The sequence below is a fragment of the Enterobacter sp. DN genome (assembly GCF_046054285.1).
Classification (GTDB): Bacteria; Pseudomonadota; Gammaproteobacteria; order Enterobacterales; family Enterobacteriaceae; genus Enterobacter; species Enterobacter hormaechei_C.
In genome coordinates, this window is the sequence record NZ_JBJJTG010000004.1 from 331,633 (window position 1) to 355,846 (window position 24,214).

Below are 24,214 nucleotides of genomic sequence, written 5' to 3' on the forward strand. Positions count from 1 at the left end.
AGGGGTGTTTGCTGGGGTTTTATACAGTGCCCGTTCCGCCGGATGGCGCTGCGCTTATCCGGCCTACAGGTTCCGCAGGCCCGGTAAGCGCAGCGTCACCGGGCAAGGGTTTACTGCCCGTAGTAGGCTTTCGCACCGTGCTTACGCAGGTAATGCTTATCCAGCAGGGTTTGCTGCATATCCGGCAGCTGCGGTGCCAACTGGCGGCAGAAGATCCCCATATAGGCGACTTCCTCCAGCACGATCGCGTTGTGCACCGCGTCCTCCGCGTTTTTACCCCAGGCAAACGGGCCGTGGGAGTGCACCAGCACGCCGGGCATTTGCGCCGCGTCGATTCCCTGTTTTTCGAAGGTTTCGACAATCACGTTCCCCGTTTCCCATTCGTACTCACCGTTGATCTCCGCATCGGTCATCAGACGCGTGCAGGGAATGGTGCCGTAGAAGTAGTCCGCGTGGGTGGTGCCGGTGGCCGGAATAGGCTGGCCCGCCTGCGCCCAGATGGTCGCGTGACGCGAATGGGTATGCACAATCCCGCCGATGGTCGGGAAGGCCTGATACAGCAGGCGATGAGTGGGCGTATCGGAGGAGGGCTTTTTATTGCCTTCAACCACTTCACCCGTTTCGATGCTGACCACCACCATGTCTTCTGCGGTCATTACCGTGTAATCCACGCCGGAAGGCTTGATCACGAACACCCCTTTTTCCCGGTCAACGGCGCTGACGTTGCCCCATGTCAGGGTTACGAGGTTATGTTTTGGCAGCGCCAGGTTGGCTTCGAGTACCTGACGTTTGAGATCTTCTAACATTGTCGTCTCCTGCCGGATGGCGCTGCGCTTATCCGGCCTACAGAACCGTAGGCCCGGTAAACGAAGTGCCACCGGGCACTCCGTACTTAGCGTTTTGAACCGTAATAGACTTCGTTCCAGCGCAGCGCGTCTTTAAAGGCTGGCAGACGGGTGTCGTTATCAATCACGGTCAGTTCGATGTCGTGCAGCTCGGCAAACTGACGCATATCGTTCAGGTCAAGCGCGTGGCTGAATACGGTGTGGTGCGCGCCGCCGGCCAGGATCCAGGCTTCCGAGGCGGTTGGCAGGTCAGGCTGCGCTTTCCACAAAGCGTTGGCGACCGGCAGCTTCGGCAGAGAATGCGGGGTTTCAACCGCATCGACGCAGTTCACCAGCAGGCGGAAACGATCGCCGAGGTCAATCAGGCTGGCGTTAATGGCCGGGCCGGTACGGGTGTTGAAGATCAGACGGGCCGGATCCGCTTTGCCGCCAATGCCGAGGTACTGCACGTCGAGGATCGGTTTCTCTTCAACCGCGATGGATGGACACACTTCCAGCATGTGCGAGCCGAGCACCAGATCGTTGCCGTTCTCGAAGTGGTAGGTGTAGTCCTCCATAAAAGAGGTGCCGCCCTGTAGACCGGTCGACATCACCTTCATGATGCGAAGCAGAGCGGCAGTTTTCCAGTCGCCTTCGCCCGCAAAGCCGTAGCCCTGCTGCATCAGACGTTGTACCGCCAGACCCGGGAGCTGTTTCAGGCCGTGGAGATCTTCAAAGGTGGTGGTGAAGGCATGGAAGCCGCCCTGTTCCAGAAAACGCTTCATGCCCAGCTCAATACGTGCGGCATCCAGCACGTTCTGGCGCTTGTCACCGTTGACCTGTGCCGCAGGCGTCAGGCGATAGCTGCTTTCGTACTCGTCCACCAGCGCGTTAACGTCGCCATCGCTGATGTCATTCACCACCTGCACCAGGTCGCCCACCGCCCAGGTGTTGACGGAGAAGCCAAATTTAATCTGCGCGGCCACTTTATCACCGTCGGTGACCGCCACTTCGCGCATGTTGTCGCCGAAACGCACCACTTTCAGGTGGCGGGTATCCTGCTTAGATACCGCCTGACGCATCCAGGAGCCAATACGTTTTTGTGCCTGACCGTCCTGCCAGTGCCCGGTCACCACGGCATGCTGTTGACGCATGCGCGCGCCGATGAAGCCGAACTCGCGGCCGCCATGCGCGGTCTGGTTCAGGTTCATGAAGTCCATGTCGATGCTGTCCCACGGCAGGGAGGCGTTGAACTGCGTGTGGAATTGCAGCAGCGGTTTGTTGAGGATAGCCAGGCCGTTGATCCACATTTTGGCTGGCGAGAAGGTGTGCAGCCACACCACCAGGCCAGCGCATTTGTCATCGTAATTGGCATCGCGGCAAATGTTGGTGATTTCGTCCGGGGTGGTACCCAGCGGCTTCAGCACCAGTTTGCACGGCAGTTTGGCTTCCGCGTTCAGCGCATTCACAACGTGCTCCGCGTGTTTCGTCACCTGCTGCAACGCTTCCGGTCCGTACAAATGCTGGCTGCCAATCACAAACCACACTTCATAATTATTAAAAATGGTCATTATCGTGTCCTTAATGTGTCAGGGTTGCCGTAGTGTCCGCGGTGCTTTTGGCCGGGGCGGCGACAGGGAGATAGTGAAGTTCGGCGCTTTTTGCCCATTGCTGGTAGCGCTGATAAAGCTGTTCAAAGCGTTGTGCCTGCTGAGTCTGAGGCTGGAGCGTACTTTCGACGGCGCTCGCCATGTGCTGTTGCGCGGTCGGGATATCCGCATGTACGCCTGCGGCCACGGCAGCGAAAATCGCGGCGCCCAGCGCACAGCACTGATCGGAGGCCACAATTTGCAGCGGCCGGTTCAGCACGTCGCAGCAGGCCTGCATAATCACCGGGTTTTTACGGGCGATGCCGCCCAGCGCCATCACGTTGTTCACGTCAATGCCCTGCCCGGTGAAGCACTCCATAATGGCGCGCGCGCCGAATGCGGTGGCGGCGATCAGGCCGCCAAACAGCGCGGGCGCGTCGGTCGCGAGGTTGAGATCGGTAATCACCCCTTTCAGACGCTGGTTGGCAAACGGCGTACGACGCCCATTGAACCAGTCCAGCACCACCGGCAGGTGGTCGAGAGACGGATTTTTTGCCCAGGCTTCGGTGAGCTGCGGCAGGAGCTGTTTTTTGCTGTCGGCAATCTGCGTTTTCAGTTCAGGATGCGCGGCAGCCAGCTGATCCAGCGGCCAGCCGAGCACGCGGCCAAACCAGGCGTAGATATCGCCGAAGGCGGACTGACCCGCTTCGAGGCCGATAAAATCGGGTACCACGCTGCCGTCAACCTGACCGCAAATGCCTTTCACCGCGCGGTCGCCGACGCTGGCTTTATCTGCCGTCAGAATGTCACAGGTGGAGGTGCCGATAACTTTCACCAGCGTGTTGGGCTGCGCACCCGCGCCCACCGCACCCATATGGCAGTCGAACGCGCCGCCGGAAATGGTCACGTTTTGCGGCAGACCGAGGCGTTTCGCCCACTCTTCGCAGAGCGTGCCGACCGGAATATCGGCGGTGAAGGTGTCGGTAAACAGCGGGTATGTCAGGTTTTTGTTGATGATCGGGTCGAGTTCATCGAAGAACGTTGCCGGAGGCAGCCCCCCCCAGCTTTCATGCCACAGCGATTTATGCCCGGCGCTGCAACGGCCGCGGCGGATATCCTGCGGGCGAGTGGTGCCGGAGAGCAGGGCGGGAACCCAGTCGCATAGCTCAATCCATGACGCGGCTGCCTGTGCGACCGACGCGTCCGCGCGGGTAACGTGCAGGATCTTGGCCCAGAACCACTCGCTGGAGTAAATTCCGCCGATATACCGTGAGTAGTCAGTTTTGCCCGGCTGATGGCATAAGCGGGTGATGGCTTCCGCCTCTTCCACGGCGGTATGGTCTTTCCACAGCACAAACATGGCGTTCGGGTTGTCGGCAAACTCCGGTCGCAGCGCCAGTACGCGGCCTTCGGCATCGACAGGGGCAGGCGTTGAGCCGGTGCTGTCGACGCCAATCCCCACGACATCGGCCCGCTGGGCGTCCGTCAACTCCGCCAGCACGGTTTTGATCGCCGCTTCCATTGATTCAATGTAATCACGCGGGTGGTGGCGGAACTGGTTGTTCGGCGCATCGCAGTAGCGCCCCTCTTGCCAGCGCGGATACCACTCAACGCTGGTTGCTATCTCCTGGCCAGTCGTACAGTCCACTGCCAGCGCGCGAACTGAGTCGCTGCCAAAATCGAGGCCAATTGCAATTGCCATGGTGTTGCTCCATCCAAAAAACAGGTATGGAAGAACATTAGAGACTGGGGACAAAAATCGTCAGGCAGGATCCGCTAATCTTATGGACTAAATTGCTGTAGCCACGCAAAGTGTGACGCCGTGCAAATATTCTATGTGGACATTTCTGCCGCACTTATAGACACTTTTGTTACTGCTTATCTGCCCGTACTGGCGGACAAATCAGGGGGAAAGGCTGAAACATGGCGGACGTAAAAGAGGCGTGATGCTTTTTGGATCTTTTCGCGGGCCATTTTTATACTGCTTTTATCGATATGGACAATTGGTTTCCTTCAGGACCCTTGGGAGAACTGAATCTATGGCCGAACCGCAAAACGATCCCTTACTGCCGGGCTACTCATTTAACGCCCATCTGGTGGCGGGGCTGACGCCAATTGAGGCCGAGGGATATCTCGATTTTTACGTCGATCGCCCTCTTGGCATGAAGGGATATATCCTGAACCTGACCGTACGCGGAGAAGGGGTCGTCAAAAACGGGGATCAGCAGTTTATCTGCCGCCCCGGTGATATGCTGCTGTTCCCGCCGGGGGAGATCCACCACTACGGGCGCCATCCGGATGCCAAAGAGTGGTATCACCAGTGGGTCTATTTCCGTCCGCGCGCCTACTGGCAGGAGTGGCTCTCGTGGCCGGCCATTTTCGCCCATACCGGTTTATATCGCCCGGATGAGGCGCATCTGGCGCAGTTCCGTGAGCTGTTCGCACAGATTATTGAGGCAGGGCAGGCGGGCGGGCGCTACGCCGAACTGCTGGCCATCAACCTGCTTGAACAGGTGCTGCTGCGCCGCATGGAGGCCATCAACGAGTCGCTTAATCCGCCGCTGGACAACCGCGTCCGCGACGCCTGCCAGTACATCAGCGACCACCTTGCCGACAGCCAGTTTGATATTGCCAGCGTCGCCCAGCATGTGTGTCTGTCGCCGTCACGGCTCTCTCATCTGTTCCGCCAGCAGCTTGGCGTGAGTGTACTCAGCTGGCGTGAGGATCAGCGCATCAGCCAGGCGAAACTGCTGCTCAGCACCACCCGAATGCCTATCGCCACCGTCGGGCGTAACGTCGGCTTTGAAGATCAGCTCTATTTCTCTCGCGTGTTTAAGAAGTGCACCGGTGCCAGCCCGAGCGAATTCCGTGCGGGATGTGAATAATCGGTAAACATTCAGGTGAACTTCAGGCGCATCTTGTAAACTATTCAGACAATTGATGCCTTGACGCGGTGCAGGGCGCTAAGCAGAATCGCTGATTCGTTTTCTGACCGGAATAGTTATGCAGGCATTGCTGGAACATTTTATTACCCAGTCCGTTATGTATTCGCTCATCGCCGTGGCGCTGGTGGCGTTTCTGGAGTCGCTGGCGCTGGTCGGGCTGATCCTGCCCGGCACCGTGATGATGGCGGGGCTTGGGGCGCTTATCGGCAGCGGCGAGGTCAATTTCTGGCAGGCGTGGATGGCCGGTATTATTGGCTGTTTGCTGGGGGACTGGATCTCCTTCTGGCTGGGCTGGCGCTTTAAGAAGCCGCTGCACCGCTGGTCGTTCATGAAAAAAAATAAAGCGCTGCTGGATAAAACCGAGCACGCGCTGCACCAGCACAGCATGTTCACCATCCTCGTGGGGCGCTTCGTTGGCCCAACGCGCCCGCTGGTGCCGATGGTGGCCGGGATGCTGGATCTGCCCGTCGCGAAGTTTGTGGTGCCGAACATCATCGGCTGCGTCTTCTGGCCGCCGTTCTACTTCCTGCCGGGGATCCTGGCGGGCGCGGCCATCGATATTCCTGACGGTATGCAAAGCGGTGAGTTCAAGTGGCTGCTGCTGGGAACGGCGGTCCTGCTGTGGCTGGCGGTTTGGCTCTGCTGGCGCCTGTGGCGCAGCGCGAAAGCCAGTGTTGATCGCCTGACGCGCTATCTTCCGCGCTCTCGCCTGCTCTGGCTGGCCCCGCTGACGCTGGGGGTGGCTGTCGTGGCGCTGGTGGCGCTGATTCGCCACCCGCTGATGCCGGTGTACGGTGAGATCCTGTTGAAGGTGGTGAGCCGTTAAGGTGTTTTCCCTCTCCCTGTGGGCTAAGGGTTCCCCACAAAATAATGCCTGCACAGACGGCCACCTCTCCCTTGAGGGAGAGGGCTGGGGTGAGGGGGAACATACGGCTCTGGTGGTCATTCCGTTCACTTTATGTTCCTTGCTACTCTGTCACGACATGAGCGGTGAACGTGCCAGGGTGGCTCAGTCGCCACCACCCTGGCGACCCGGGCTTCCGGCGGAAAATCGCCGCTTCGCGGTACCTTCGGCTTATTCCTTCCGGCTTATCGGGGACGGGCGGAGGTAACATCCCTGTAAAGCCCGCCCTCTCGGCGCATCCCTGCGCCTCGCCCCGGCCTACAGGAAACGCCTCAGCGATTTACAGCCGGACCAGGGCATCGCTGAAAGCCCTCAGTTATTCTGAAGGCAACGTTATCGCTTTTGCTTTCAAATTACTGGGGATCCCTCTCCCTGTGGGAGAGGACCAGGGTGAGGGCATCAGACCGCACGAATACCTAAAAGTGAAGATGCCCCCGCCTTACCACTCAGAAGTTCTTCTGTTTCCCCATCCCACAAAATACGTCCCTCCGCGATCACCACCGATCGCGGCGCGATGCGTGCGGCATCTTCGATGCTATGCGAAACCATCAGCATCGTCAGTTGCTCGCGCTCGCAAACCTCCTCAACCAGCGAGAGCATCTCCTGACGCAGGGCCGGGTCGAGCGCCGAAAACGGTTCGTCGAGCAGCAGCAGCGGCTGCTTGCGCACCAGACAGCGTGCCAGCGCCACGCGCTGGCGCTGGCCGCCGGAAAGCTCACCCGGTAGTCTGTTGATAAACGCAGCCAGGCCCATTTGTTCGGCGATCGCCTCCAGCGTCTGACGCTGCGCAACACTGAGTTTTAACCCCGGATCCATACCCAGCGCGATGTTCTGCCACACCGTAAGATGATTGAACAGATTGTTTTCCTGGAACAGCATCGACACCGGGCGCTTAGCCGGCGGAGCGTAGGTATACTCGCCATTATCAATGACGATCGACCCGCTGGCAGGCTGCAAAAAACCGGCAATCAGATTGAGCAGAGTACTTTTTCCGGCCCCGCTAGGGCCAAACACTGCGATTCGCTCTCCCTGACGAACGGAGAGGGTAAAACGCATTGGCAGGTGCTCATAAAGCCAGGTTACATCAGTCAGTTTTAACATCACGCCCCGGAAGTTTTTCGATAACGGTAAATAACGCAAAGCACAGCACCAGCAGTAAAAGTGCCGTGACGGCGCCGTCCTGGCTACGATAGGAGCCAATTTGCTGATAAAGCCAGAACGGCAGCGTGCGGAAATCCTCGTTGCCAAAGAGGGCCACAACGCCAAAATCGCCAATCGACAGCACGCAGGCAAACGCCAGCGCCTGAGCCAGCGGACGCTTTAGCGCGCGCAGTTCGACCACCTTCAGACGCTTCCAGCCCTGCATGCCCAGCGACTGACACAGCAAACTGTAGCGGCTGTTGACGTCGCGCATCGGGTTTTCCAGCACCTTGAGCGCGTAAGGGATAGCCATCAGTGCGTTGGTAAAAATGACGATGCCGTCGGCGCTTTCCGGCAGGCCGATGGTGCTGTTGAACAGTAAAAAGAATCCGGTCGCCAGCACAATACCCGGCATCGCCAGGATCAGCATACCCGTCAGTTCCAGCGCGTGTCCGGCTTTACGGGCATGACGCGCGTACAGCTCGCGGCTGCTCCAGAGCAGCATCATGGTCAGGATCACGCACAGCAGCCCGGCTGCCAGCGCGATGCGCAATGAGGTCCACGTCGCCTGCCACAGGACAGGCTGTTGCAGTACCGACAACACATTGCGATTCAGGCCATCAACGATAACGGCCAGCAGCGGGGGCAGCAGAAGCAGGAGGGCCAGCGCGATCAGCATAAAATCCGCGACGCGGCTGTGCAGGCTGTCCTGCGGATCGCGCCAGCCTGTCAAGTGATTGCTGCCTGTGGGGATCGCTTTACTCAGCCGCTGGCTGAGTAACACCAGCGCCAGGCAGCAGACCATCTGCACCATCGCCAGCAGCGCGGCGCGGCCCGGATCGTAGTCGTAACTTAAGGCCTGATAGATCGCCAGCTCAATGGTGGTGGCCTGCGGCCCGCCGCCGAGAGAAAGCACGGTCGCGAAGCTGGCGAAGCAGAGCATAAAGATTAGCGCGGCCACCGGTGCAATCTGGCGTCGCAGCCACGGCCATTCGACAAAGCGGAAGAACGACCAGCCGCGCATGCCAAGCTGGGCGGCAATCTGACGCTGCTCACCGGGAATGTTTTCCAGCGCCTGTAAAAAGAGGCGCGTCGCCATCGGCATATTGAAAAAAATATGCGCCAGCAGAATGCCTTTCAGGCCGTAAGGGGAGAAGGTCCATTCCAGACCAAGCAGGTTGAAGAGGGATGCCAGCCAGCCCTGCCGACCGTAGACGCTCAGAATACCGAACACCGCCACCAGCACGGGCAGGATCAGCGTCATCGCGCACAGCCGCAGCAGGGCAAGCCTGCCGGGGAAACGTCTGCGATAGAGGGCGCGTGCAAGGAAAATGGCCGGGATCGTCGACAGCAGCGCGGAGAGAAACGCCTGCCAGAAGGAGAAACGGATGACGTGCCAGAGATAGCTGTCGTGCCAGAGGGCGAGCAGATCGCTCTCTGGCGCGTTAAACCACAGCGCAAGGAATGCACCCAGGCTGACGACCACCATCAGTATGGCGGCGAGCAGCCCGGGAACTAACCAGCCGGGGATCAGCGGCTGACGGCGCGTTGCCATTCACTAATCCATGCGGCGCGCTGGGCGGCAACCTGCTGCGGCGTAAATTCCAGTGAGGTTTGCGGCTTGTTTAGCTGCTCAAAGCCTGCCGGCAGCGCAACGTCAGTGACCGGGTACATCCAGTTTCCTGTCGGAATAGCATTCTGGAATGCCGGGGAGACCATAAATTTCAGGAATTTTTCGGCAAGCTCCGGCTGTTTGCTCGCGGCGGTGCGGGCGGCTACTTCCACCTGCAAATAATGCCCTTCAGCAAAGTTCGCGGCGGCGTAGTTATCCTTCTTCTCGGCGATAATGTGGTAGGCCGGAGAGGTAGTGTAGCTCAGCACCAGATCGCTTTCGCCTTTCAGGAACAGGCCGTAGGCTTCGCTCCAGCCTTTGGTGACGGTAACGGTTTTCGCGGCCAGCTTCTGCCACGCTTCCGGCGTTTTATCCCCGTAGACTTTCTGCATCCACAATAGCAGCCCCAGACCCGGCGTGCTGGTACGCGGATCTTCATAAATTACGCGCCATTTCTGGTCACTTTCGACCAGCTCTTTCAGGCTTTTGGGCGGATTCTTCAGCTTGTTTTTATCGTAGACAAACGCAAAGTAGCCGTAATCAAAGGGAACGAAGGTGTCGTTTTTCCAGCCGCCCGGTACGTTGACGGCATCTGCCGCCACGCCGCTTTTGGCGAACAGTCTGGTTTGGGTGGCGGCTTCCAGCAGGTTGTTATCCAGCCCGAGCACCACGTCGGCTTTGCTGTTTTTGCCTTCCATGCGCAGACGGTTGAGCAGCGAGACGCCATCTTCCAGCGCCACGAATTTCAGCTCGCAGTTGCAGTCGGCTTCAAAGGCTTTTTTTACCACCGGGCCGGGGCCCCAGTCGGCGGAGAAGGAGTCGTAGGTGTAGACCGTCAGAACAGGCTTAGCAAAAACAGGCAGCGCAACCAGCGCCAGCAGAGGAAGAACGTTTTTTAACACTTTGCACCTCAGGGTTGAGTGGCAAAGGATTTTGAGAGACAGCCTCAAATCCCTTCGCCGGCGTTATCCGGATCAGGTTCGACGGGTATTATCTCAGCGCACATCAGTGATGCAGCACCCCGTTGAGAACGGCGCTATTGTAATGATTTGGTGAATATTACGAAAGCGTTATGGCTCCGGCGGCGCAAACCAGGCGGATTTAAAATCAAACCAGCCGAGGGTATTCATCCGCAGACCGCGCATGCTGCGCTGCCCCTGGATCAGCAGCCAGTGGTGAATCAGCGGTACGATCGTCTGCCCGGTCAGTAATTCCTGACACCAGGCGGCCAGATCCATTTCTCCCGCCCGCCACCGCGCGGCGTCCTGCTGCCAGTCCCGGTTGATACAGTGCTGAATCAGGGGCACCTCGTACAGGTGAGAAAAGAGCGAGAAATCCAGCGGCAGCGTAAAATTCGCGCTGTTGAGCCAGATATCGCTGATGACGTCTCCGCGATGCCATTCATCATAATCGACTTCCTGTATCGCCAGCGTCACGCCTTCGGCTGCCAGCAGCGTGCTCATGATCCTCGCCAGAAAACGGTGCTCAATGTGGTCGCGATAGTAGCTGAGGGTGATGGTCTCCAGTCCGGCAGGCTTTTCGCTGCGGACGGGCTGCGCATGGTGCCAGCGTGGGAGCAGGCCATAGGCCGGGAACCACCAGGTCTGGTATTGCTCCTCTGCGTGATAAATCAGGTTAGCGGGCGCCAGAATATGGCTTATCCACCTGCGGACGTCGTGGTTTGCCCCGCGATGGCTGCGGCTATCAAAGAGCAGGTAGTAGCAGCCCTCCTCCAGGCGGCTTTCGAACGCCTTTTCACCGGCTGTTGGCCCTTCCAGGGTCAGGCCTGCGCTCAGCTCTTCGTTGAGATCCGGTAACACCCAGACGTTCACTTCGTCGATCAACGCCCTATAGCCAAAGTAATCATCAAAGGCGCGGATCTTCAGTTGATTACTGTTGTTCCGTGAAACGGAGTAGGGGCCCGTACCAATCGGCTGGCTGGAAAAATTGTTCAGGGATCGCCACTCGGCAGGCAGGATCATTGATGGCACGTAGCCCAGAAGCCACGGAAGCCATTTGTCCGGCTGCGAAAGCTCAATATCCAGCGTCCAGGCCGTTGGAGAGTGGATCCGTGCGATATGCGAATAGAGCGGCAGCGTGCGGGCGCGCTCTAAAGAGGCGATAACGTCGCGCATCTCCAGCTCGCGTCCATGGTGGAAATGAATGCCGGGGCGTAGAAAGAAGCGCCAGTGCAGCGGAGACACCTGTTGCCAGTGATGGGCAATATCCGCTTCCAGTTCCCCGTTTTCCTCATTTATCCGCGTCAGACCGCTGAATATCTGCCGGGCCATGTGGGTTTCAGAGCGACGTAACGCCGTACCGGGCAACAGATTTTTCATTGGGCGGTAGTAAAGTACCCGCAGAATGTGGCGTCCCTGACGAAAGCTGCGTCCCAGATGCGAGACCAGCATCTGGCGCACGGCGGCTTTGTCGCCCACCAGCTGGACCAGCTGATCGATGCGGTCCTGCTCCAGCAGATCCTCCGCTCGCTGTTGCTGTAACGCCAGGCCGGTATAAAGGAAAGTCAGGCGCGAACGCTTGCCGCGTCCGGCTTCGGCCTCCCAGTTTAGCCAGCCCTGCTGCTGCATGGTATTAAGGAGCGTGCGCATATGACGCCGGGAGCAGTTGAGGAGCTCGGCCAGCTCGTTCAGCGTGGTCTCCTGCGATTGCCCCTCGCAGCACTGCCAGAGGCGGATAAATTGTTGTTGCAGACGACCGGAAGGCATAAAAGGGGAACTCCTGACAAAAAATCAGCAATTTATTAATCCCTATATTAAGCCAATAATCCTTATCGATGAAGCGAGGAGGTAAATTATGAAGAGGTCTACCGCACGTCAGTTTTATCAGCACTATTTTTCAGCGACAAAGGGAGTGTCCTGGCTGGCCCGCCAGTGCGCAGAGCAGCGGCTGAGAATAGTGGAAGATCTGATGCAGTGGGACGTTACGAAATCGACCTCTTCTCGCTAACTCGCCTCGATCATGTGTGACTGAGTATTGGTGCTAATCACCCGCCAGCAAAATGTTTTTTGCTGGCTTTTTTCGTTTACTATTCCACCCAATTTCGATTCGCTTTCATAAGGACTTGCGCATGCTCTGGTTGATGACGATGGGGCGACGCCTGAATGGCGTGTACGCCGCTTTTATGCTGGTGGCCTTCATGATGGGCGTGGCCGGCGCGCTTCAGGCGCCGACGCTGAGCCTGTTTCTCAGCCGCGAGGTGGGGGCGCAGCCGTTTTGGGTGGGCCTGTTCTACACCGTCAACGCCATTGCCGGGATCCTCGTCAGCCTGTGGCTGGCGAAACGATCCGACAGCCAGGGCGATCGCCGCAAGCTGATCCTCTTTTGTTGCGCCATGGCCGTGGGCAACGCGCTGCTGTTTGCCTTCAACCGCCATTACCTGACGCTCATTACCTGCGGCGTGCTGCTGGCCTCTCTGGCGAACACCGCCATGCCGCAACTGTTCGCCCTGGCCCGGGAGTACGCCGACAGCTCGGCGAGGGAAGTGGTGATGTTCAGCTCGGTGATGCGTGCGCAGCTCTCTCTCGCGTGGGTCATCGGTCCGCCGCTGGCGTTTATGCTGGCGCTGAACTACGGCTTCACCACCATGTTTTCCATCGCGGCGGGGATTTTTGTCATCAGCCTGGCGCTGATAGCCTTTGCGCTGCCATCGGTGGCGCGCGTAGAGCAGGTGACGGACAAGCCCATCACGCAGGTGAGCGGCTGGCAGGATAAAAACGTCCGCATGTTGTTTATCGCCTCCACGCTGATGTGGACCTGCAACACCATGTACATTATTGATATGCCGCTGTGGATCAGCAGCGATCTGGGACTGCCCGACAAGCTCGCGGGTATTCTGATGGGCACCGCTGCCGGGCTGGAGATCCCGGCGATGATTCTGGCGGGTTACTACGTCAAACGTTTCGGAAAGCGTCGGATGATGGTCGTCGCCGTGGCGGCCGGGGTACTGTTCTACGCGGGGCTGATCCTGTTCCATTCGCGTGAAGCCTTGCTGGCGTTACAGCTGTTTAACGCGGTGTTTATCGGAATCGTTGCCGGGATAGGCATGCTCTGGTTCCAGGATTTAATGCCGGGGCGCGCAGGCTCCGCGACCACGCTGTTTACCAACAGTATCTCTACCGGCGTGATTCTGGCAGGGGTGATTCAGGGGGCGCTGTCGCAAAGCTATGGGCATGCATCCGTGTACTGGGTGATCGCAGCGATTTCGCTCGTCACGCTGATGCTGACGTGCCGGGTAAAAGACGTTTGATTCTGGAAGGCGGCTTCACGAAATGAAACGATTTTCTGACAGGCGCAGAGAAGGCGCATAGAGTGCGTGACGGGTGCTTGAGGCTGTTTGCCTCAGGCTTTCGCAAGAGGCAAACAGTGGAGAGTCCCACATCAAAAAACTGATGGGGAGACCAACTTCACAACCAACATTGCGAGGTTAGTCTCTTCATTGCCGAAAAGCAATAAGGAGGCTGGAATGCCAAAACGTACTCTGCTGTTAGGTTTGTTTCTGATCTGTACGACGCTGTTGATCTTCACCTGGATGGTGCGCGACTCGCTGTGTGAGCTGCACTTCAGACAGGAGAAAACAGAGCTGGCGGCAGTGTTGGCTTACGAAGCAAAACGTTAGCAGTATTGGCGGGGAGTTTTCCCCGCCACTCCAGAGTGGTTGAGCCTCAACGCACCCTTATCAATGGCCCGCGCCCTGCGGGCCATTGCCTTTAACCCATAAACGCAGGCTGTTTTTTCTCGTAAGCGGAGATAGCCTCTTCGTGTTGCAGCGTCAGGCCAATGCTATCCAGACCGTTCAGCATGCAGTGGCGGCGGAACGCATCAATGCTGAAGCTGTAGATCTTATCCCCGGCTTTCACCACTTCCGCTTCCAGATCCACCTCAAACGAAATCCCCGGATTCGCCTGCACCAGCGCAAACAGTTCATCGACCTGTTCGTCACTCAGCGTCACCGGCAGCAGCTGGTTGTTGAAGCTGTTGCCGTAGAAGATATCCGCGAAGCTCGGGGCGATAACCACCTTAAAGCCGTAGTCGGTTAATGCCCAGGGCGCATGTTCACGCGACGATCCGCAGCCAAAGTTTTCCCGCGCCAGCAGAATGGAAGCCCCTTTGTATTCCGGAAAGTTCAGGACGAATTCCGGGTTCGGCACTTCGCCTTTATCGTCGAGGAAACGCCAGTCGTTGAACAGATGCGCACCAAAACCCGTGCGCGTCACTTTCTGCAAAAACTGCTTAGGAATGATCGCGTCAGTATCGACGTTAGCGGCGTCCAGAGGGACAACCCGGCCCGTATGTTGGGTAAATTTCTCTGCCATGATTGTCTCCTTATTTCAGGCTGCGAATATCGGCGAAATGACCGGTGACTGCCGCAGCGGCGGCCATTGCCGGGCTGACCAGGTGGGTGCGCCCACCGCGGCCCTGACGGCCTTCAAAGTTACGGTTGCTGGTGGAAGCACAGCGCTCGCCCGGATTCAGGCGGTCGTTGTTCATCGCCAGACACATGGAGCAACCCGGCAGGCGCCACTCGAAGCCTGCTTCGATAAAGATCTTATCCAGACCCTCCGCTTCCGCCTGGGCTTTCACCGGACCGGAGCCTGGCACAACCAGCGCCTGCACGCCCGGCGCCACTTTGCGGCCTTTAGCGATTTCTGCCGCAGCGCGTAAATCTTCAATACGGGAGTTGGTACAGGAGCCAATGAATACTTTATCAATGCTCACGTCGGTCAGCGGTACGCCGGGTTTCAGCCCCATGTAAGCCAGCGCTTTTTCCGCACTGGCACGTTCGACCGGATCGGCAAAGGAGGCCGGGTCAGGAATACTGTCGTTGACGGAAATCACCTGGCCCGGGTTGGTGCCCCAGGTGACCTGCGGGGCGATTTCTTCCGCCTGTAACGTCACAACGGTATCAAAAATTGCCCCCTCGTCCGTTTTCAGGGTTTTCCAGTACGCTACCGCGTCGTCAAAATTCTGACCTTTCGGCGCATGCAGACGCCCCTTCACATAGTTGAAGGTGGTTTCGTCTGGGGCCACCAGGCCTGCTTTGGCGCCCATCTCAATGGCCATGTTGCACAGGGTCATACGACCTTCAATGCTCAGCGCCTGGATAGCGTCGCCGCAGAATTCCACGACGTGACCGGTGCCGCCTGCGCTGCCGGTTTTGCCGATAATCGCCAGCACGATATCTTTCGCGGTGATACCCGGCGCAGCTTTACCCTTCACTTCAATCTTCATGGTTTTGGCGCGGCCCTGCTTCAGGGTCTGCGTCGCCAGAACGTGTTCAACTTCAGAGGTCCCAATCCCGAACGCCAGGGCGCCAAATGCGCCGTGCGTCGCGGTGTGGGAGTCACCGCAGACGATGGTCATGCCCGGCAGAGTAATCCCCTGCTCAGGCCCCATTACGTGGACGATGCCCTGATAGGGGTGGTTCAGATCGTACAGCTCCACGCCAAACTCGTTACAGTTCTTAATCAGCTCCTGCATCTGGATACGCGCCATCTCGCCAGATGCATTGATGTCTTTGGTCTGGGTGGAAACGTTGTGATCCATCGTGGCAAAGGTTTTACCCGGCTGACGCACCGGGCGCTTATGCGCGCGCAGGCCGTCAAATGCCTGAGGAGAGGTCACTTCGTGTACCAGATGACGGTCGATGTACAACAGTGGGGTTTCGTTTGGTGCTTCGTAAACAACGTGCGCATCAAACAACTTCTCATATAACGTCTTAGCCATGATTACACCCCTTCAGCGACATAGCGGGCAATGATGTCGCCCATTTCATCGGTACTGACTGCCGCCGTGCCGCGTGCTAAATCACCGGTACGGACGCCTTCTTCTAATGCCCGGTTAATGGCGTTTTCAATTGCGGTTGCTGCATCGCCTGCATCCAGGCTGTAGCGCAGCAGCAGAGCCAGGGAGAGGATCTGCGCAATCGGGTTGGCGATGTTTTTACCTGCGATATCCGGCGCGGAGCCGCCCGCCGGTTCGTACAGGCCAAAGCCTTCTTCGTTCAGGCTGGCCGAGGGCAGCATGCCCATGGAGCCGGTGATCATCGCGCATTCATCCGAGAGAATATCGCCGAACAGGTTGGAGCACAGCAGCACGTCAAACTGGGACGGATCTTTAATCAGCTGCATCGTTGCGTTGTCGATATACATATGTGACAGCTCAACGTCCGGGTACTGCCTGGCAACTTCACTGACGATTTCGCGCCACAAAATAGACGACTGGAGCACGTTCGCTTTATCAATAGAGGTCACTTTACGGCGGCGTTTGCGCGCTGACTCAAACGCGATATGAGCGATACGTTCAATTTCAAAACGGTGATACACCTCGGTATCAAACGCTTTCTCATGCTGACCGCTGCCTTCGCGGCCTTTTGGCTGCCCGAAGTAGATCCCGCCGGTCAGCTCACGCACGCAGAGAATGTCGAAACCGTTGGCGGCGATATCGGCGCGCAGCGGGCAGAACTCTTCCAGCCCCGGGTACAGCTTCGCGGGACGCAGGTTGCTGAACAGTTTGAAGTGTTTACGCAGCGGCAGCAGCGCGCCGCGCTCTGGCTGCTCTGCTGGAGGCAGGTGTTCCCACTTAGGGCCACCCACTGAGCCAAACAGAACGGCATCGGCATTCTCGCAGCCTTCTACAGTCCCTTTCGGCAGGGGAGTACCGTGGTTATCAATGGCAATACCGCCCACGTCGTAGTGGCTGGTGGCAATTTTCATCGCAAAACGCGAACGAACGGCTTCCAGTACTTTCAGCGCCTGTGTCATCACTTCCGGGCCAATACCGTCACCCGGCAACACAGCAATATGGTAATTCTTCGACATCACACGGTTTCCTTGTTGTTCTCTTTATTCTGAGCTTTGCGTTGCAACTCTTTTTCGACTTCGGCTGCGCGCCAGATGTTGTTCAGGACATGCACCATCGCTTTCGCGGAGGATTCGACGATATCTGTCGCCAGACCCACACCGTGGAAGCGGCGACCGTTATAGTTGACGACGATATCAACCTGGCCCAGGGCGTCTTTACCGTGCCCTTTTGCCGTCAGGTCGTATTTCACCAGCTCTACGTCGTACTCAGTGACGCGGTTAATCGCCTGGTAAATGGCATCCACAGGGCCGTTACCGTTGGCGGCTTCCGCTTTAATTTCATCGCCGCAGGCCAGCTTGACGGAGGCGGTAGCGATATCACTTGAGCCTGACTGAACGGTGAAGTAGTCCAGACGGAAGTGTTCTGGCTCTTCCTGCTGTTTGTTGATAAATGCCAGCGCTTCCAGGTCGTAATCGAAGACCTGGCCTTTCTTGTCAGCCAGCTTCAGGAATGCGTCGTACAGCTGATCCATGTTGTAATCGCTGTCCTGATACCCCATCTCTTCCATACGGTGTTTCACCGCCGCGCGGCCAGAGCGTGAGGTCAGGTTCAGCTGAACCTGGTTCAGACCGATGGATTCCGGAGTCATGATTTCGTAGTTTTCACGGTTCTTCAGCACGCCATCCTGGTGAATACCGGAGGAGTGAGCGAACGCGCCAGTACCAACAATCGCCTTGTTCGCCGGGATCGGCATATTGCAAATCTGGCTCACGGTCTGGCTGGTGCGCCAGATTTCGTTGTGATTGATGCGAGTGTGTACGTTCATAATGTCTTTGCGCACCTTGATCGCCATGATCACTTCTTCCAGCGAGCAGTTGCCGGCGCGTTCACCAATGCCGTTCATTGCCCCTTCTACCTGACGCGCGCCGGCGTGGACGGCGGCGATGGCATTGCCCACAGCCAGACCCAAATCATCGTGGGTGTGAACAGAGATGATGGCTTTATCAATATTTGGCACGCGATCGTACAGGCCGGTGATGATGTTAGAGAACTCAAACGGCATGGTGTAGCCGACGGTATCCGGGATGTTGATGGTTCTGGCTCCGGCATTAATCGCGGCTTCCACTACACGGGCCAAATCGTCAATCGGCGTGCGGCCTGCATCTTCACAGGAGAATTCGACGTCATCAGTATAGTTACGCGCGCGTTTAACCATATACACCGCACGTTCGATCACTTCATCCAGCGTGCTGCGCAGCTTGGTTGCAATGTGCATGGGGGAGGTGGCAATGAATGTATGGATACGGAAGGCTTCTGCAACTTTCAGGGATTCCGCGGCCACATCAATATCTTTCTCAACGCAGCGAGCCAGACCGCATACGCGGCTGTTTTTGATGGTGCGGGCGATGGTCTGTACTGACTCGAAATCACCCGGCGAGGAGACGGGAAAGCCGACTTCCATTACGTCTACACCCATGCGTTCGAGGGCCAGCGCAATTTGCAGTTTTTCTTTAACACTCAGGCTCGCCTGTAATGCCTGTTCACCGTCACGTAAAGTAGTATCGAAAATAACGACTTGCTGGCTCATGGGTTAGGTCCTTGTCAGTCTTAGGGCGCCTTGCTACGAGCATAAAAAAACCCGCGCAGTGGCGCGGGTTTTTAGTTTTACTGAAGACGATTCAACGCTGAATTTCGCCCGCCAGTCTACCGCGCACAGTGGATGCGTTTAGTAGTAGTAGACCGGTGAAACGAAGGGTGCGAATCATGAATCGTGCTCCAGATGAATGCGATATGCTTTTAGTGGTACTGGATACGCTGACTCATGTCAACCCCTCTCAGGCAAAATGGCCACTCAGCGCAGGATAAACACATTAGCTAATTGTGCTGGTTTTTACGCTGTTAACCGATTTAATTGTCTATTATTGGACTTGAGATTCATCTCTGGAATAATTTGAATATAATTGGTAGCAATTGAACACAGTATTTTTACCGATGTGCTGTGAAATGGAATGTGTTTTATTTCATTGAGTTATAAGTTCTATGAATGAATCATGGGCGGGAAAGTTATCAATATTGATATCATTTTGTTAATGAAATCGTGGTGTATGCCCTTCATAGTTTAATAATACTTAAGTTATTATTAACTAAGGCGGTGATTGTGTATTTGCCAGCTTTATGGTTTCATGCCTGCATTAAAGTTTTAGATATCATTTGAACGATTTTTAGCTCTTCATTCAGGGGATGCTTAATGGCATCTCTTGAATGAGGGTTCTTTATATATTCTGAATTTTAAATAATTTCCTTTCGCTTGTTGTATATGCATGGTAAATCATATTTTTCGAAGTTATTACTGTACTTTGGCAAAGGGAATTTAGCGTGACAGTGGAGTCAGAAATGCCAGAAAATAATATTAACCAACCACAGCCTTATGATGGGGTTAAGCCTCAGTTACGCACAGTGGATCTCAACCTGTTAACTGTATTTGATGCAGTTATGCAGGAGCAGAATATTACGCGAGCAGCGCAATCTCTGGGAATGTCTCAACCTGCCGTGAGTAATGCCGTAGCCAGACTTAAGGTGATGTTTAACGACGAGTTATTCGTCCGGTATGGAAGAGGTATCCAGCCCACGGCGCGTGCATTCCAGCTATTCGGTTCGATTCGTCAGGCGCTACAGCTGGTTCAAAATGAGCTTCCCGGCTCAGGGTTTGAACCTTTAAGCAGTGAGCGGGTTTTCCATCTCTGTGTTTGCAGTCCGTTAGACAATTATTTGACGTCTGTTATATATAATAAAGTTGAACAGATTGCTCCTAATATTCATCTCGTTTTTAAATCATCTTTAAATCAAAACACTGAGCACCAGCTTCGTTATCAGGAAACGGAGTTCGTTCTGGGCTACGAAGAGTTTCGCCGTCCAGAGTTTGCCTGTGTTCCGTTGTTTAAAGATGAAATGGTGTTAGTCGCCAGCAAAAAACATCCACGCATGAATTCGCCGCTGCGTGAAAGCGATGTTTACAGCGAGCAGCATGCCGTTGTTGCTCTGGACAGATATGCTTCGTTCAGTCAGCCGTGGTATGACACTGCCGATAAACAAGCCAGCGTGGCCTATCAGGGGATGGCGATGGTCAGCGTTTTAAATGTCGTTTCTCAGACGCAGCTAGTCGCTATTGCACCGCGCTGGCTTGCTGAAGAGTTCTCCGATTCGCTGAGCCTGCAAATTTTACCTCTGCCGCTCAAGCTGAATAGCCGTACCTGTTATCTTTCCTGGCATGAAGCGGCGGGGCGGGATAAAGGGCATCAGTGGATGGAAGAGTTGCTGATCAATATTTGTCGTCGATAAGTCAGGGTGAATAAACCGCATGGTGCCATGCGGTTTATTCTGTGATTTTTTATTCAGGCAATATTTTGTTCTGTGCGCATTTTTTCAGACGCTCAGGGCGGCTTAAAAATAGATGATTTCCTGATCCATCCACTTTTTAAGAGATGAATTATTAGCGTCTCCCCTCATACCAGACGAATTCACCATATTCGTGTCTGACAGCTATTTTTTCTGCTTTTATTGCCCATTCCCGCATTCCGTTTGCTAATTGCCTGCCTCATAACGAGCGGTTAAGGTATCCATCACTCTGCACATTATAAGATGGGTTCACCCTGTCAGAAGACGGCGCGGAAATGAATTCTGTTGACCGTCTATAACAAAAGCCTGGAGGCAAAGCATGGAGATGTTGTCTGGCGCGGAAATGGTCGTCCGATCGCTTATCGATCAGGGCGTGAAACAAGTGTTCGGCTATCCCGGAGGCGCGGTTCTCGATATTTATGACGCGCTGCACACGGTAGGCGGTATTGATCATGTTCTGGTTCGTCATGAACAGGCTGCTGTGCATATGGCTGACGGCCTGGCCCGCGCCACGGGCGAAGTGGGTGTAGTGCTGGTCACTTCGGGGCCGGGAGCGACCAATGCCATCACCGGCATTGCGACTGCGTATATGGACTCTATTCCACTGGTCATTCTCTCCGGACAGGTGGCGACGTCACTGATTGGCTATGATGCGTTTCAGGAATGCGACATGGTGGGGATCTCACGCCCCGTGGTGAAGCACAGCTTTCTGGTTAAGCAAACGGAAGATATCCCGGGCGTGCTGAAAAAAGCCTTCTGGCTGGCCGCCAGCGGTCGTCCTGGGCCAGTGGTTGTCGATCTGCCAAAAGATATTCTCAATCCCGCGAATAAACTGCCTTACCTGTGGCCTGAGTCGGTGAGCATGCGTTCGTATAATCCGACGACGCAAGGGCACAAAGGCCAGATTAAGCGTGCGCTGCAAACGCTGCTGGCTGCGAAAAAGCCCGTAGTCTATGTGGGGGGCGGCGCCGTCAATGCAGCCTGTGAAACGCAACTACGCGAACTGATTGAGAAGCTGAATCTTCCTGTCGCGTCATCGCTGATGGGGCTGGGGGCATTCCCGGCTACCCACCGTCAGGCGCTGGGCATGCTGGGTATGCATGGCACCTATGAAGCCAATATGACGATGCACCATTCTGATGTGATTTTTGCCGTCGGCGTACGTTTTGACGATCGCACCACCAATAACCTGGCGAAATACTGTCCGAATGCGACGGTGCTACACATTGATATCGATCCTACTTCTATCTCTAAAACGGTGCCGGCGGATGTGCCCATCGTGGGGGACGCACGACAGGTGCTGGATCAAATGTTGGAACTGCTGGCGCAGGAGACCGCCTCTCAACCGCTGGATGAGATCCGTGACTGGTGGCAGCAAATCGAACAATGGCGCGGCCGTCAGTGCCTTAAATACGACACGCAGAGTGAAAACATCAAGCCGCAGGCGGTGATCGAGACGATCTGGCATCTGACCAAAGGCGAGGCGTATGTCACTTCTGACGTAGGCCAGCATCAGATGTTCGCTGCGTTGTATTACCCGTTTGATAAACCGCGTCGCTGGATCAACTCAGGCGGGCTTGGCACGATGGGCTTTGGTCTGCCCGCCGCGCTGGGGGTGAAGCTGGCGTTGCCGAACGAAACGGTTATCTGCGTAACGGGTGATGGCAGTATACAGATGAATATTCAGGAGCTTTCTACTGCGCTGCAATATGAGTTGCCAGTGCTGGTGCTTAACCTGAATAACGGTTACCTCGGTATGGTGAAGCAGTGGCAGGATATGATTTATTCCGGCCGTCACTCTCAGTCTTATATGAAGTCACTTCCGGACTTTGTCCGTCTGGCTGAAGCCTATGGTCATATTGGCATGCGGGTAACCGATCCGTCAGAGCTGGAAGCGAAGCTCGGCGAAGCGCTTGAGCACGTTAAAAACAATCGCCTCGTCTTCATGGACGTCATCGTAGACGGCACAGAGCACGTTTATCCGATGCATATCCGTGGCGGTGGTATGGATGAAATGTGGTTAAGCAAAACGGAGAGAACCTGATATGCGCCGGATATTATCTGTATTACTGGAAAATGAGTCGGGCGCACTGTCACGCGTCATTGGGCTTTTTGCGCAGCGCGGATACAACATTGAAAGCCTGACCGTTGCGCCGACCGATGATCCAACGCTCTCCCGCATGACGATCCAGACTGTCGGCGATGCGAAAGTGCTTGAGCAGATCGAAAAGCAATTGCACAAGCTGGTGGACGTGTTGCGCGTCAGCGAGCTGGGGCAGGGGGCTTACGTCGAACGTGAAGTGATGCTGGTGAAAATTCAGGCCAGCGGTTATGGCCGTGAAGAGGTCAAGCGTAACACGGATATTTTCCGTGGGCAGATCATTGACGTCACGCCTTCTATATATACTGTGCAGCTTGCCGGAACGAGCGATAAGCTGGATGCGTTCCTGGCCTCCGTCAGGGATGTGGCAAAAATTGTTGAAGTTGCGCGCTCTGGCGTTGTTGGCCTCTCGCGCGGCGATAAAATCATGCGTTAGTTGCGCAAAAGGTTCGCCTCTTTCAGCCCGGTAGCCAAAGCCGGGCTTTTTTTTGCGTAATCCGCCGACAACGCGGACAAAAGCGGTTGCCGTGAAAGCTATTCTGCGTTTAGATGTTAAAATATTTAACCATAACCTTGACAGGGCCATGGACTTTTTTCTTTTTTTGAGGGGCAATTGTGAAACTGGATGAAATCGCCCGGCTCGCCGGCGTGTCGAGAACCACGGCCAGCTATGTGATTAACGGTAAAGCAAAGCAGTATCGTGTCAGCGATAAGACCGTTGAGAAAGTGATGGCAGTCGTTCGTGAGCATAATTACCATCCGAATGCTGTCGCCGCAGGTTTACGTGCCGGACGCACCCGCTCGATTGGCCTGGTGATCCCGGATCTGGAAAACACCAGCTATACCCGCATCGCCAACTATCTTGAACGTCAGGCTCGTCAGCGGGGCTATCAGCTGTTGATTGCCTGCTCCGAGGATCAGCCCGACAACGAGATGCGCTGCATTGAGCATCTGCTGCAACGTCAGGTTGACGCCATCATCGTGTCGACCTCTTTACCACCCGAGCATCCTTTCTATCAGCGCTGGGCGAACGATCCATTCCCGATTGTGGCGCTGGATCGTGCTTTGGATCGTGAACATTTCACCAGCGTCGTAGGTGCCGATCAGGACGATGCAGAAATGCTGGCTGCCGAGCTGCGTACCTTCCCGGCGGAAACGGTGCTCTATCTTGGCGCTTTGCCTGAACTATCCGTGAGCTTCCTGCGTGAACAAGGGTTCCGTACGGCGTGGAAAGACGATCCGCGTGACGTTCATTATCTGTATGCCAACAGCTATGAGCGCGAAGCGGCTGCTCAGCTGTTCGAGAAATGGCTGGAAACGCACCCGATGCCGCAGGCGTTGTTTACCACCTCGTTTGCCCTGTTGCAGGGGGTGATGGACGTGACGTTACGTCGCGATGGCAAGCTGCCATCCGATCTGGCGATTGCGACCTTCGGCGATAACGAACTGCTCGACTTCCTGCAATGTCCGGTGCTGGCCGTGGCTCAGCGTCACCGCGACGTCGCCGAGCGCGTGCTTGAGATTGTTCTGGCAAGCCTGGATGAACCTCGCAAACCGAAACCCGGGCTTACGCGTATCAAACGTAATCTCTATCGGCGCGGGATTTTGAGCCGCCATTAATATTTCCACAGGGGCGGTAAAACTGCCCCTTTTGCGGCGCATTTATTGCGGGAAATAATTCCCGGATAAAAATTAGGATTTATCTCTAAGATTCGTAGCCGGCTATTTTTCTGAATCCGTTTTGGCGTTAAAAAGCGCAATTATAATTTTTAACGGGCATTCTTTTGTATTGTTTTGTTACAAACAGCCGCCAGCCGATGAATATTCAGCCATTTTTTACTCTCCCCTTCAGCCCTCAATGTACACGAACGAATCCATATTG

21 protein-coding genes and 1 riboswitch are annotated in these 24,214 nt (G+C 55.9%); of the genes, 9 read left to right on the forward strand and 12 right to left on the reverse strand.

Annotated elements, in window-relative coordinates; translation table 11 throughout:
- Positions 1 to 110 precede the first annotated feature (110 nt).
- The 3 genes from araD to araB form a co-directional block, all read right to left on the reverse strand.
- Positions 111 to 806: an L-ribulose-5-phosphate 4-epimerase gene (araD, locus tag ACJTMZ_RS12460; RefSeq protein ID WP_015572655.1), complete on the reverse strand. Its 696-nt coding sequence runs from the start codon at positions 804 to 806 to the stop codon at positions 111 to 113.
- A gap of 86 nt (positions 807 to 892) precedes the next feature.
- Positions 893 to 2,395: an L-arabinose isomerase gene (gene araA / locus ACJTMZ_RS12465; protein WP_015572656.1), complete on the reverse strand. Its 1,503-nt coding sequence runs from the start codon at positions 2,393 to 2,395 to the stop codon at positions 893 to 895.
- 10 nt (positions 2,396 to 2,405) lie between these two features.
- Positions 2,406 to 4,115, reverse strand: a complete 1,710-nt coding sequence (gene araB / locus ACJTMZ_RS12470; protein WP_252010802.1) for a ribulokinase — start codon at positions 4,113 to 4,115, stop codon at positions 2,406 to 2,408.
- Between the two features lie 337 nt (positions 4,116 to 4,452).
- Here araB and araC point away from each other — a divergent pair, with 337 nt between their 5' ends.
- On the forward strand, positions 4,453 to 5,298 hold the full coding sequence (araC, locus tag ACJTMZ_RS12475; RefSeq protein ID WP_003856402.1) for an arabinose operon transcriptional regulator AraC: 846 nt from the start codon (positions 4,453 to 4,455) through the stop codon (positions 5,296 to 5,298).
- Between the two features lie 118 nt (positions 5,299 to 5,416).
- On the forward strand, positions 5,417 to 6,184 hold the full coding sequence (locus ACJTMZ_RS12480; protein ID WP_015572658.1) for a DedA family protein: 768 nt from the start codon (positions 5,417 to 5,419) through the stop codon (positions 6,182 to 6,184).
- Positions 6,185 to 6,661: 477 nt separating this feature from the next.
- On the opposite strand, the gene thiQ is transcribed toward ACJTMZ_RS12480, so the two are convergent.
- The 4 genes from thiQ to sgrR form a co-directional block, all read right to left on the reverse strand.
- Complete coding sequence (gene thiQ / locus ACJTMZ_RS12485; protein ID WP_252010803.1) at positions 6,662 to 7,363, reverse strand: thiamine ABC transporter ATP-binding protein ThiQ; 702 nt, start codon at positions 7,361 to 7,363, stop codon at positions 6,662 to 6,664.
- Positions 7,347 to 8,957: a thiamine/thiamine pyrophosphate ABC transporter permease ThiP gene (gene thiP, locus ACJTMZ_RS12490; RefSeq protein ID WP_017694524.1), complete on the reverse strand. Its 1,611-nt coding sequence runs from the start codon at positions 8,955 to 8,957 to the stop codon at positions 7,347 to 7,349. Before thiP ends, thiQ begins: the two co-directional genes overlap by 17 nt.
- Positions 8,933 to 9,916 (reverse strand): thiamine ABC transporter substrate binding subunit, encoded by a 984-nt coding sequence (gene thiB / locus ACJTMZ_RS12495; protein ID WP_032620909.1) that lies wholly within the window; start codon positions 9,914 to 9,916, stop codon positions 8,933 to 8,935. The genes thiP and thiB overlap by 25 nt, the downstream gene beginning before the upstream one ends.
- A gap of 31 nt (positions 9,917 to 9,947) precedes the next feature.
- Positions 9,948 to 10,048, reverse strand: a riboswitch (TPP riboswitch).
- 36 nt (positions 10,049 to 10,084) lie between these two features.
- On the reverse strand, positions 10,085 to 11,740 hold the full coding sequence (gene sgrR / locus ACJTMZ_RS12500) for an HTH-type transcriptional regulator SgrR (protein WP_023303075.1): 1,656 nt from the start codon (positions 11,738 to 11,740) through the stop codon (positions 10,085 to 10,087).
- Between the two features lie 88 nt (positions 11,741 to 11,828).
- On the opposite strand from sgrR, the gene sgrT reads away from it, so the two are divergent.
- The 3 genes from sgrT (at position 11,829) to ACJTMZ_RS12515 (ending at position 13,650) form a co-directional block, all read left to right on the forward strand.
- Entirely contained in the window at positions 11,829 to 11,981 is a 153-nt protein-coding gene (sgrT, locus tag ACJTMZ_RS12505) for a glucose uptake inhibitor SgrT (RefSeq protein WP_047055975.1), read from the forward strand.
- 121 nt (positions 11,982 to 12,102) lie between these two features.
- Positions 12,103 to 13,281: a sugar efflux transporter gene (locus tag ACJTMZ_RS12510; protein ID WP_015572661.1), complete on the forward strand. Its 1,179-nt coding sequence runs from the start codon at positions 12,103 to 12,105 to the stop codon at positions 13,279 to 13,281.
- Between the two features lie 216 nt (positions 13,282 to 13,497).
- Positions 13,498 to 13,650, forward strand: coding sequence for a Hok/Gef family protein (locus ACJTMZ_RS12515; protein ID WP_010427008.1), 153 nt, complete (start codon positions 13,498 to 13,500; stop codon positions 13,648 to 13,650).
- A gap of 91 nt (positions 13,651 to 13,741) precedes the next feature.
- On the opposite strand, the gene leuD is transcribed toward ACJTMZ_RS12515, so the two are convergent.
- The 5 genes from leuD to leuL form a co-directional block, all read right to left on the reverse strand.
- Positions 13,742 to 14,347, reverse strand: a complete 606-nt coding sequence (gene leuD, locus ACJTMZ_RS12520; RefSeq protein ID WP_015572662.1) for a 3-isopropylmalate dehydratase small subunit — start codon at positions 14,345 to 14,347, stop codon at positions 13,742 to 13,744.
- A gap of 10 nt (positions 14,348 to 14,357) precedes the next feature.
- Positions 14,358 to 15,758 (reverse strand): 3-isopropylmalate dehydratase large subunit, encoded by a 1,401-nt coding sequence (gene leuC, locus ACJTMZ_RS12525; RefSeq protein ID WP_015572663.1) that lies wholly within the window; start codon positions 15,756 to 15,758, stop codon positions 14,358 to 14,360.
- Between the two features lie 2 nt (positions 15,759 to 15,760).
- Entirely contained in the window at positions 15,761 to 16,852 is a 1,092-nt protein-coding gene (leuB, locus tag ACJTMZ_RS12530) for a 3-isopropylmalate dehydrogenase (RefSeq protein ID WP_047055979.1), read from the reverse strand.
- Positions 16,852 to 18,423, reverse strand: coding sequence for a 2-isopropylmalate synthase (gene leuA, locus ACJTMZ_RS12535; RefSeq protein ID WP_017383789.1), 1,572 nt, complete (start codon positions 18,421 to 18,423; stop codon positions 16,852 to 16,854). The genes leuB and leuA overlap by 1 nt, the downstream gene beginning before the upstream one ends.
- Before the next feature lie 91 nt (positions 18,424 to 18,514).
- Positions 18,515 to 18,601, reverse strand: a complete 87-nt coding sequence (gene leuL, locus ACJTMZ_RS12540) for a leu operon leader peptide (protein ID WP_057979999.1) — start codon at positions 18,599 to 18,601, stop codon at positions 18,515 to 18,517.
- A gap of 628 nt (positions 18,602 to 19,229) precedes the next feature.
- Between leuL and leuO the strand changes: the two genes are divergently transcribed.
- The 4 genes from leuO to cra all read left to right on the forward strand — a co-directional run bounded on the left by leuO (position 19,230) and on the right by cra (position 23,952).
- Positions 19,230 to 20,174: a transcriptional regulator LeuO gene (gene leuO / locus ACJTMZ_RS12545; RefSeq protein ID WP_017383788.1), complete on the forward strand. Its 945-nt coding sequence runs from the start codon at positions 19,230 to 19,232 to the stop codon at positions 20,172 to 20,174.
- A gap of 376 nt (positions 20,175 to 20,550) precedes the next feature.
- Positions 20,551 to 22,275 carry an acetolactate synthase 3 large subunit gene (ilvI, locus tag ACJTMZ_RS12550; protein ID WP_015572665.1) on the forward strand — a complete coding sequence of 575 codons (1,725 nt, stop codon included), beginning with the start codon at positions 20,551 to 20,553 and terminating at the stop codon, positions 22,273 to 22,275.
- A 1-nt stretch (position 22,276) separates the two neighbouring features.
- Positions 22,277 to 22,768: an acetolactate synthase small subunit gene (gene ilvN / locus ACJTMZ_RS12555; RefSeq protein WP_003856371.1), complete on the forward strand. Its 492-nt coding sequence runs from the start codon at positions 22,277 to 22,279 to the stop codon at positions 22,766 to 22,768.
- A 179-nt stretch (positions 22,769 to 22,947) separates the two neighbouring features.
- A complete protein-coding gene (gene cra, locus ACJTMZ_RS12560) occupies positions 22,948 to 23,952 on the forward strand; it encodes a catabolite repressor/activator (RefSeq protein ID WP_003856369.1) in 1,005 nt (334 codons plus the stop codon).
- Positions 23,953 to 24,214 lie beyond the last annotated feature (262 nt).

Excerpts from the sequence above, each read along its gene's own strand:
- araD (WP_015572655.1), bottom strand. The coding sequence starts at position 806 with ATGTTAGAAGATCTCAAACGTCAGGTACTCGAAGCCAACCTGGCGCTG.
- araA (WP_015572656.1), bottom strand. The coding sequence starts at position 2,395 with ATGACCATTTTTAATAATTATGAAGTGTGGTTTGTGATTGGCAGCCAG.
- araB (WP_252010802.1), bottom strand. The coding sequence starts at position 4,115 with ATGGCAATTGCAATTGGCCTCGATTTTGGCAGCGACTCAGTTCGCGCG.
- araC (WP_003856402.1), top strand. The coding sequence starts at position 4,453 with ATGGCCGAACCGCAAAACGATCCCTTACTGCCGGGCTACTCATTTAAC.
- ACJTMZ_RS12480 (WP_015572658.1), top strand. The coding sequence starts at position 5,417 with ATGCAGGCATTGCTGGAACATTTTATTACCCAGTCCGTTATGTATTCG.
- thiQ (WP_252010803.1), bottom strand. The coding sequence starts at position 7,363 with ATGTTAAAACTGACTGATGTAACCTGGCTTTATGAGCACCTGCCAATG.
- thiP (WP_017694524.1), bottom strand. The coding sequence starts at position 8,957 with ATGGCAACGCGCCGTCAGCCGCTGATCCCCGGCTGGTTAGTTCCCGGG.
- sgrR (WP_023303075.1), bottom strand. The coding sequence starts at position 11,740 with ATGCCTTCCGGTCGTCTGCAACAACAATTTATCCGCCTCTGGCAGTGC.
- sgrT (WP_047055975.1), top strand. The coding sequence starts at position 11,829 with ATGAAGAGGTCTACCGCACGTCAGTTTTATCAGCACTATTTTTCAGCG.
- ACJTMZ_RS12510 (WP_015572661.1), top strand. The coding sequence starts at position 12,103 with ATGCTCTGGTTGATGACGATGGGGCGACGCCTGAATGGCGTGTACGCC.
- ACJTMZ_RS12515 (WP_010427008.1), top strand. The coding sequence starts at position 13,498 with ATGCCAAAACGTACTCTGCTGTTAGGTTTGTTTCTGATCTGTACGACG.
- leuD (WP_015572662.1), bottom strand. The coding sequence starts at position 14,347 with ATGGCAGAGAAATTTACCCAACATACGGGCCGGGTTGTCCCTCTGGAC.
- leuC (WP_015572663.1), bottom strand. The coding sequence starts at position 15,758 with ATGGCTAAGACGTTATATGAGAAGTTGTTTGATGCGCACGTTGTTTAC.
- leuB (WP_047055979.1), bottom strand. The coding sequence starts at position 16,852 with ATGTCGAAGAATTACCATATTGCTGTGTTGCCGGGTGACGGTATTGGC.
- leuA (WP_017383789.1), bottom strand. The coding sequence starts at position 18,423 with ATGAGCCAGCAAGTCGTTATTTTCGATACTACTTTACGTGACGGTGAA.
- leuL (WP_057979999.1), bottom strand. The coding sequence starts at position 18,601 with ATGATTCGCACCCTTCGTTTCACCGGTCTACTACTACTAAACGCATCC.
- leuO (WP_017383788.1), top strand. The coding sequence starts at position 19,230 with ATGCCAGAAAATAATATTAACCAACCACAGCCTTATGATGGGGTTAAG.
- ilvI (WP_015572665.1), top strand. The coding sequence starts at position 20,551 with ATGGAGATGTTGTCTGGCGCGGAAATGGTCGTCCGATCGCTTATCGAT.
- ilvN (WP_003856371.1), top strand. The coding sequence starts at position 22,277 with ATGCGCCGGATATTATCTGTATTACTGGAAAATGAGTCGGGCGCACTG.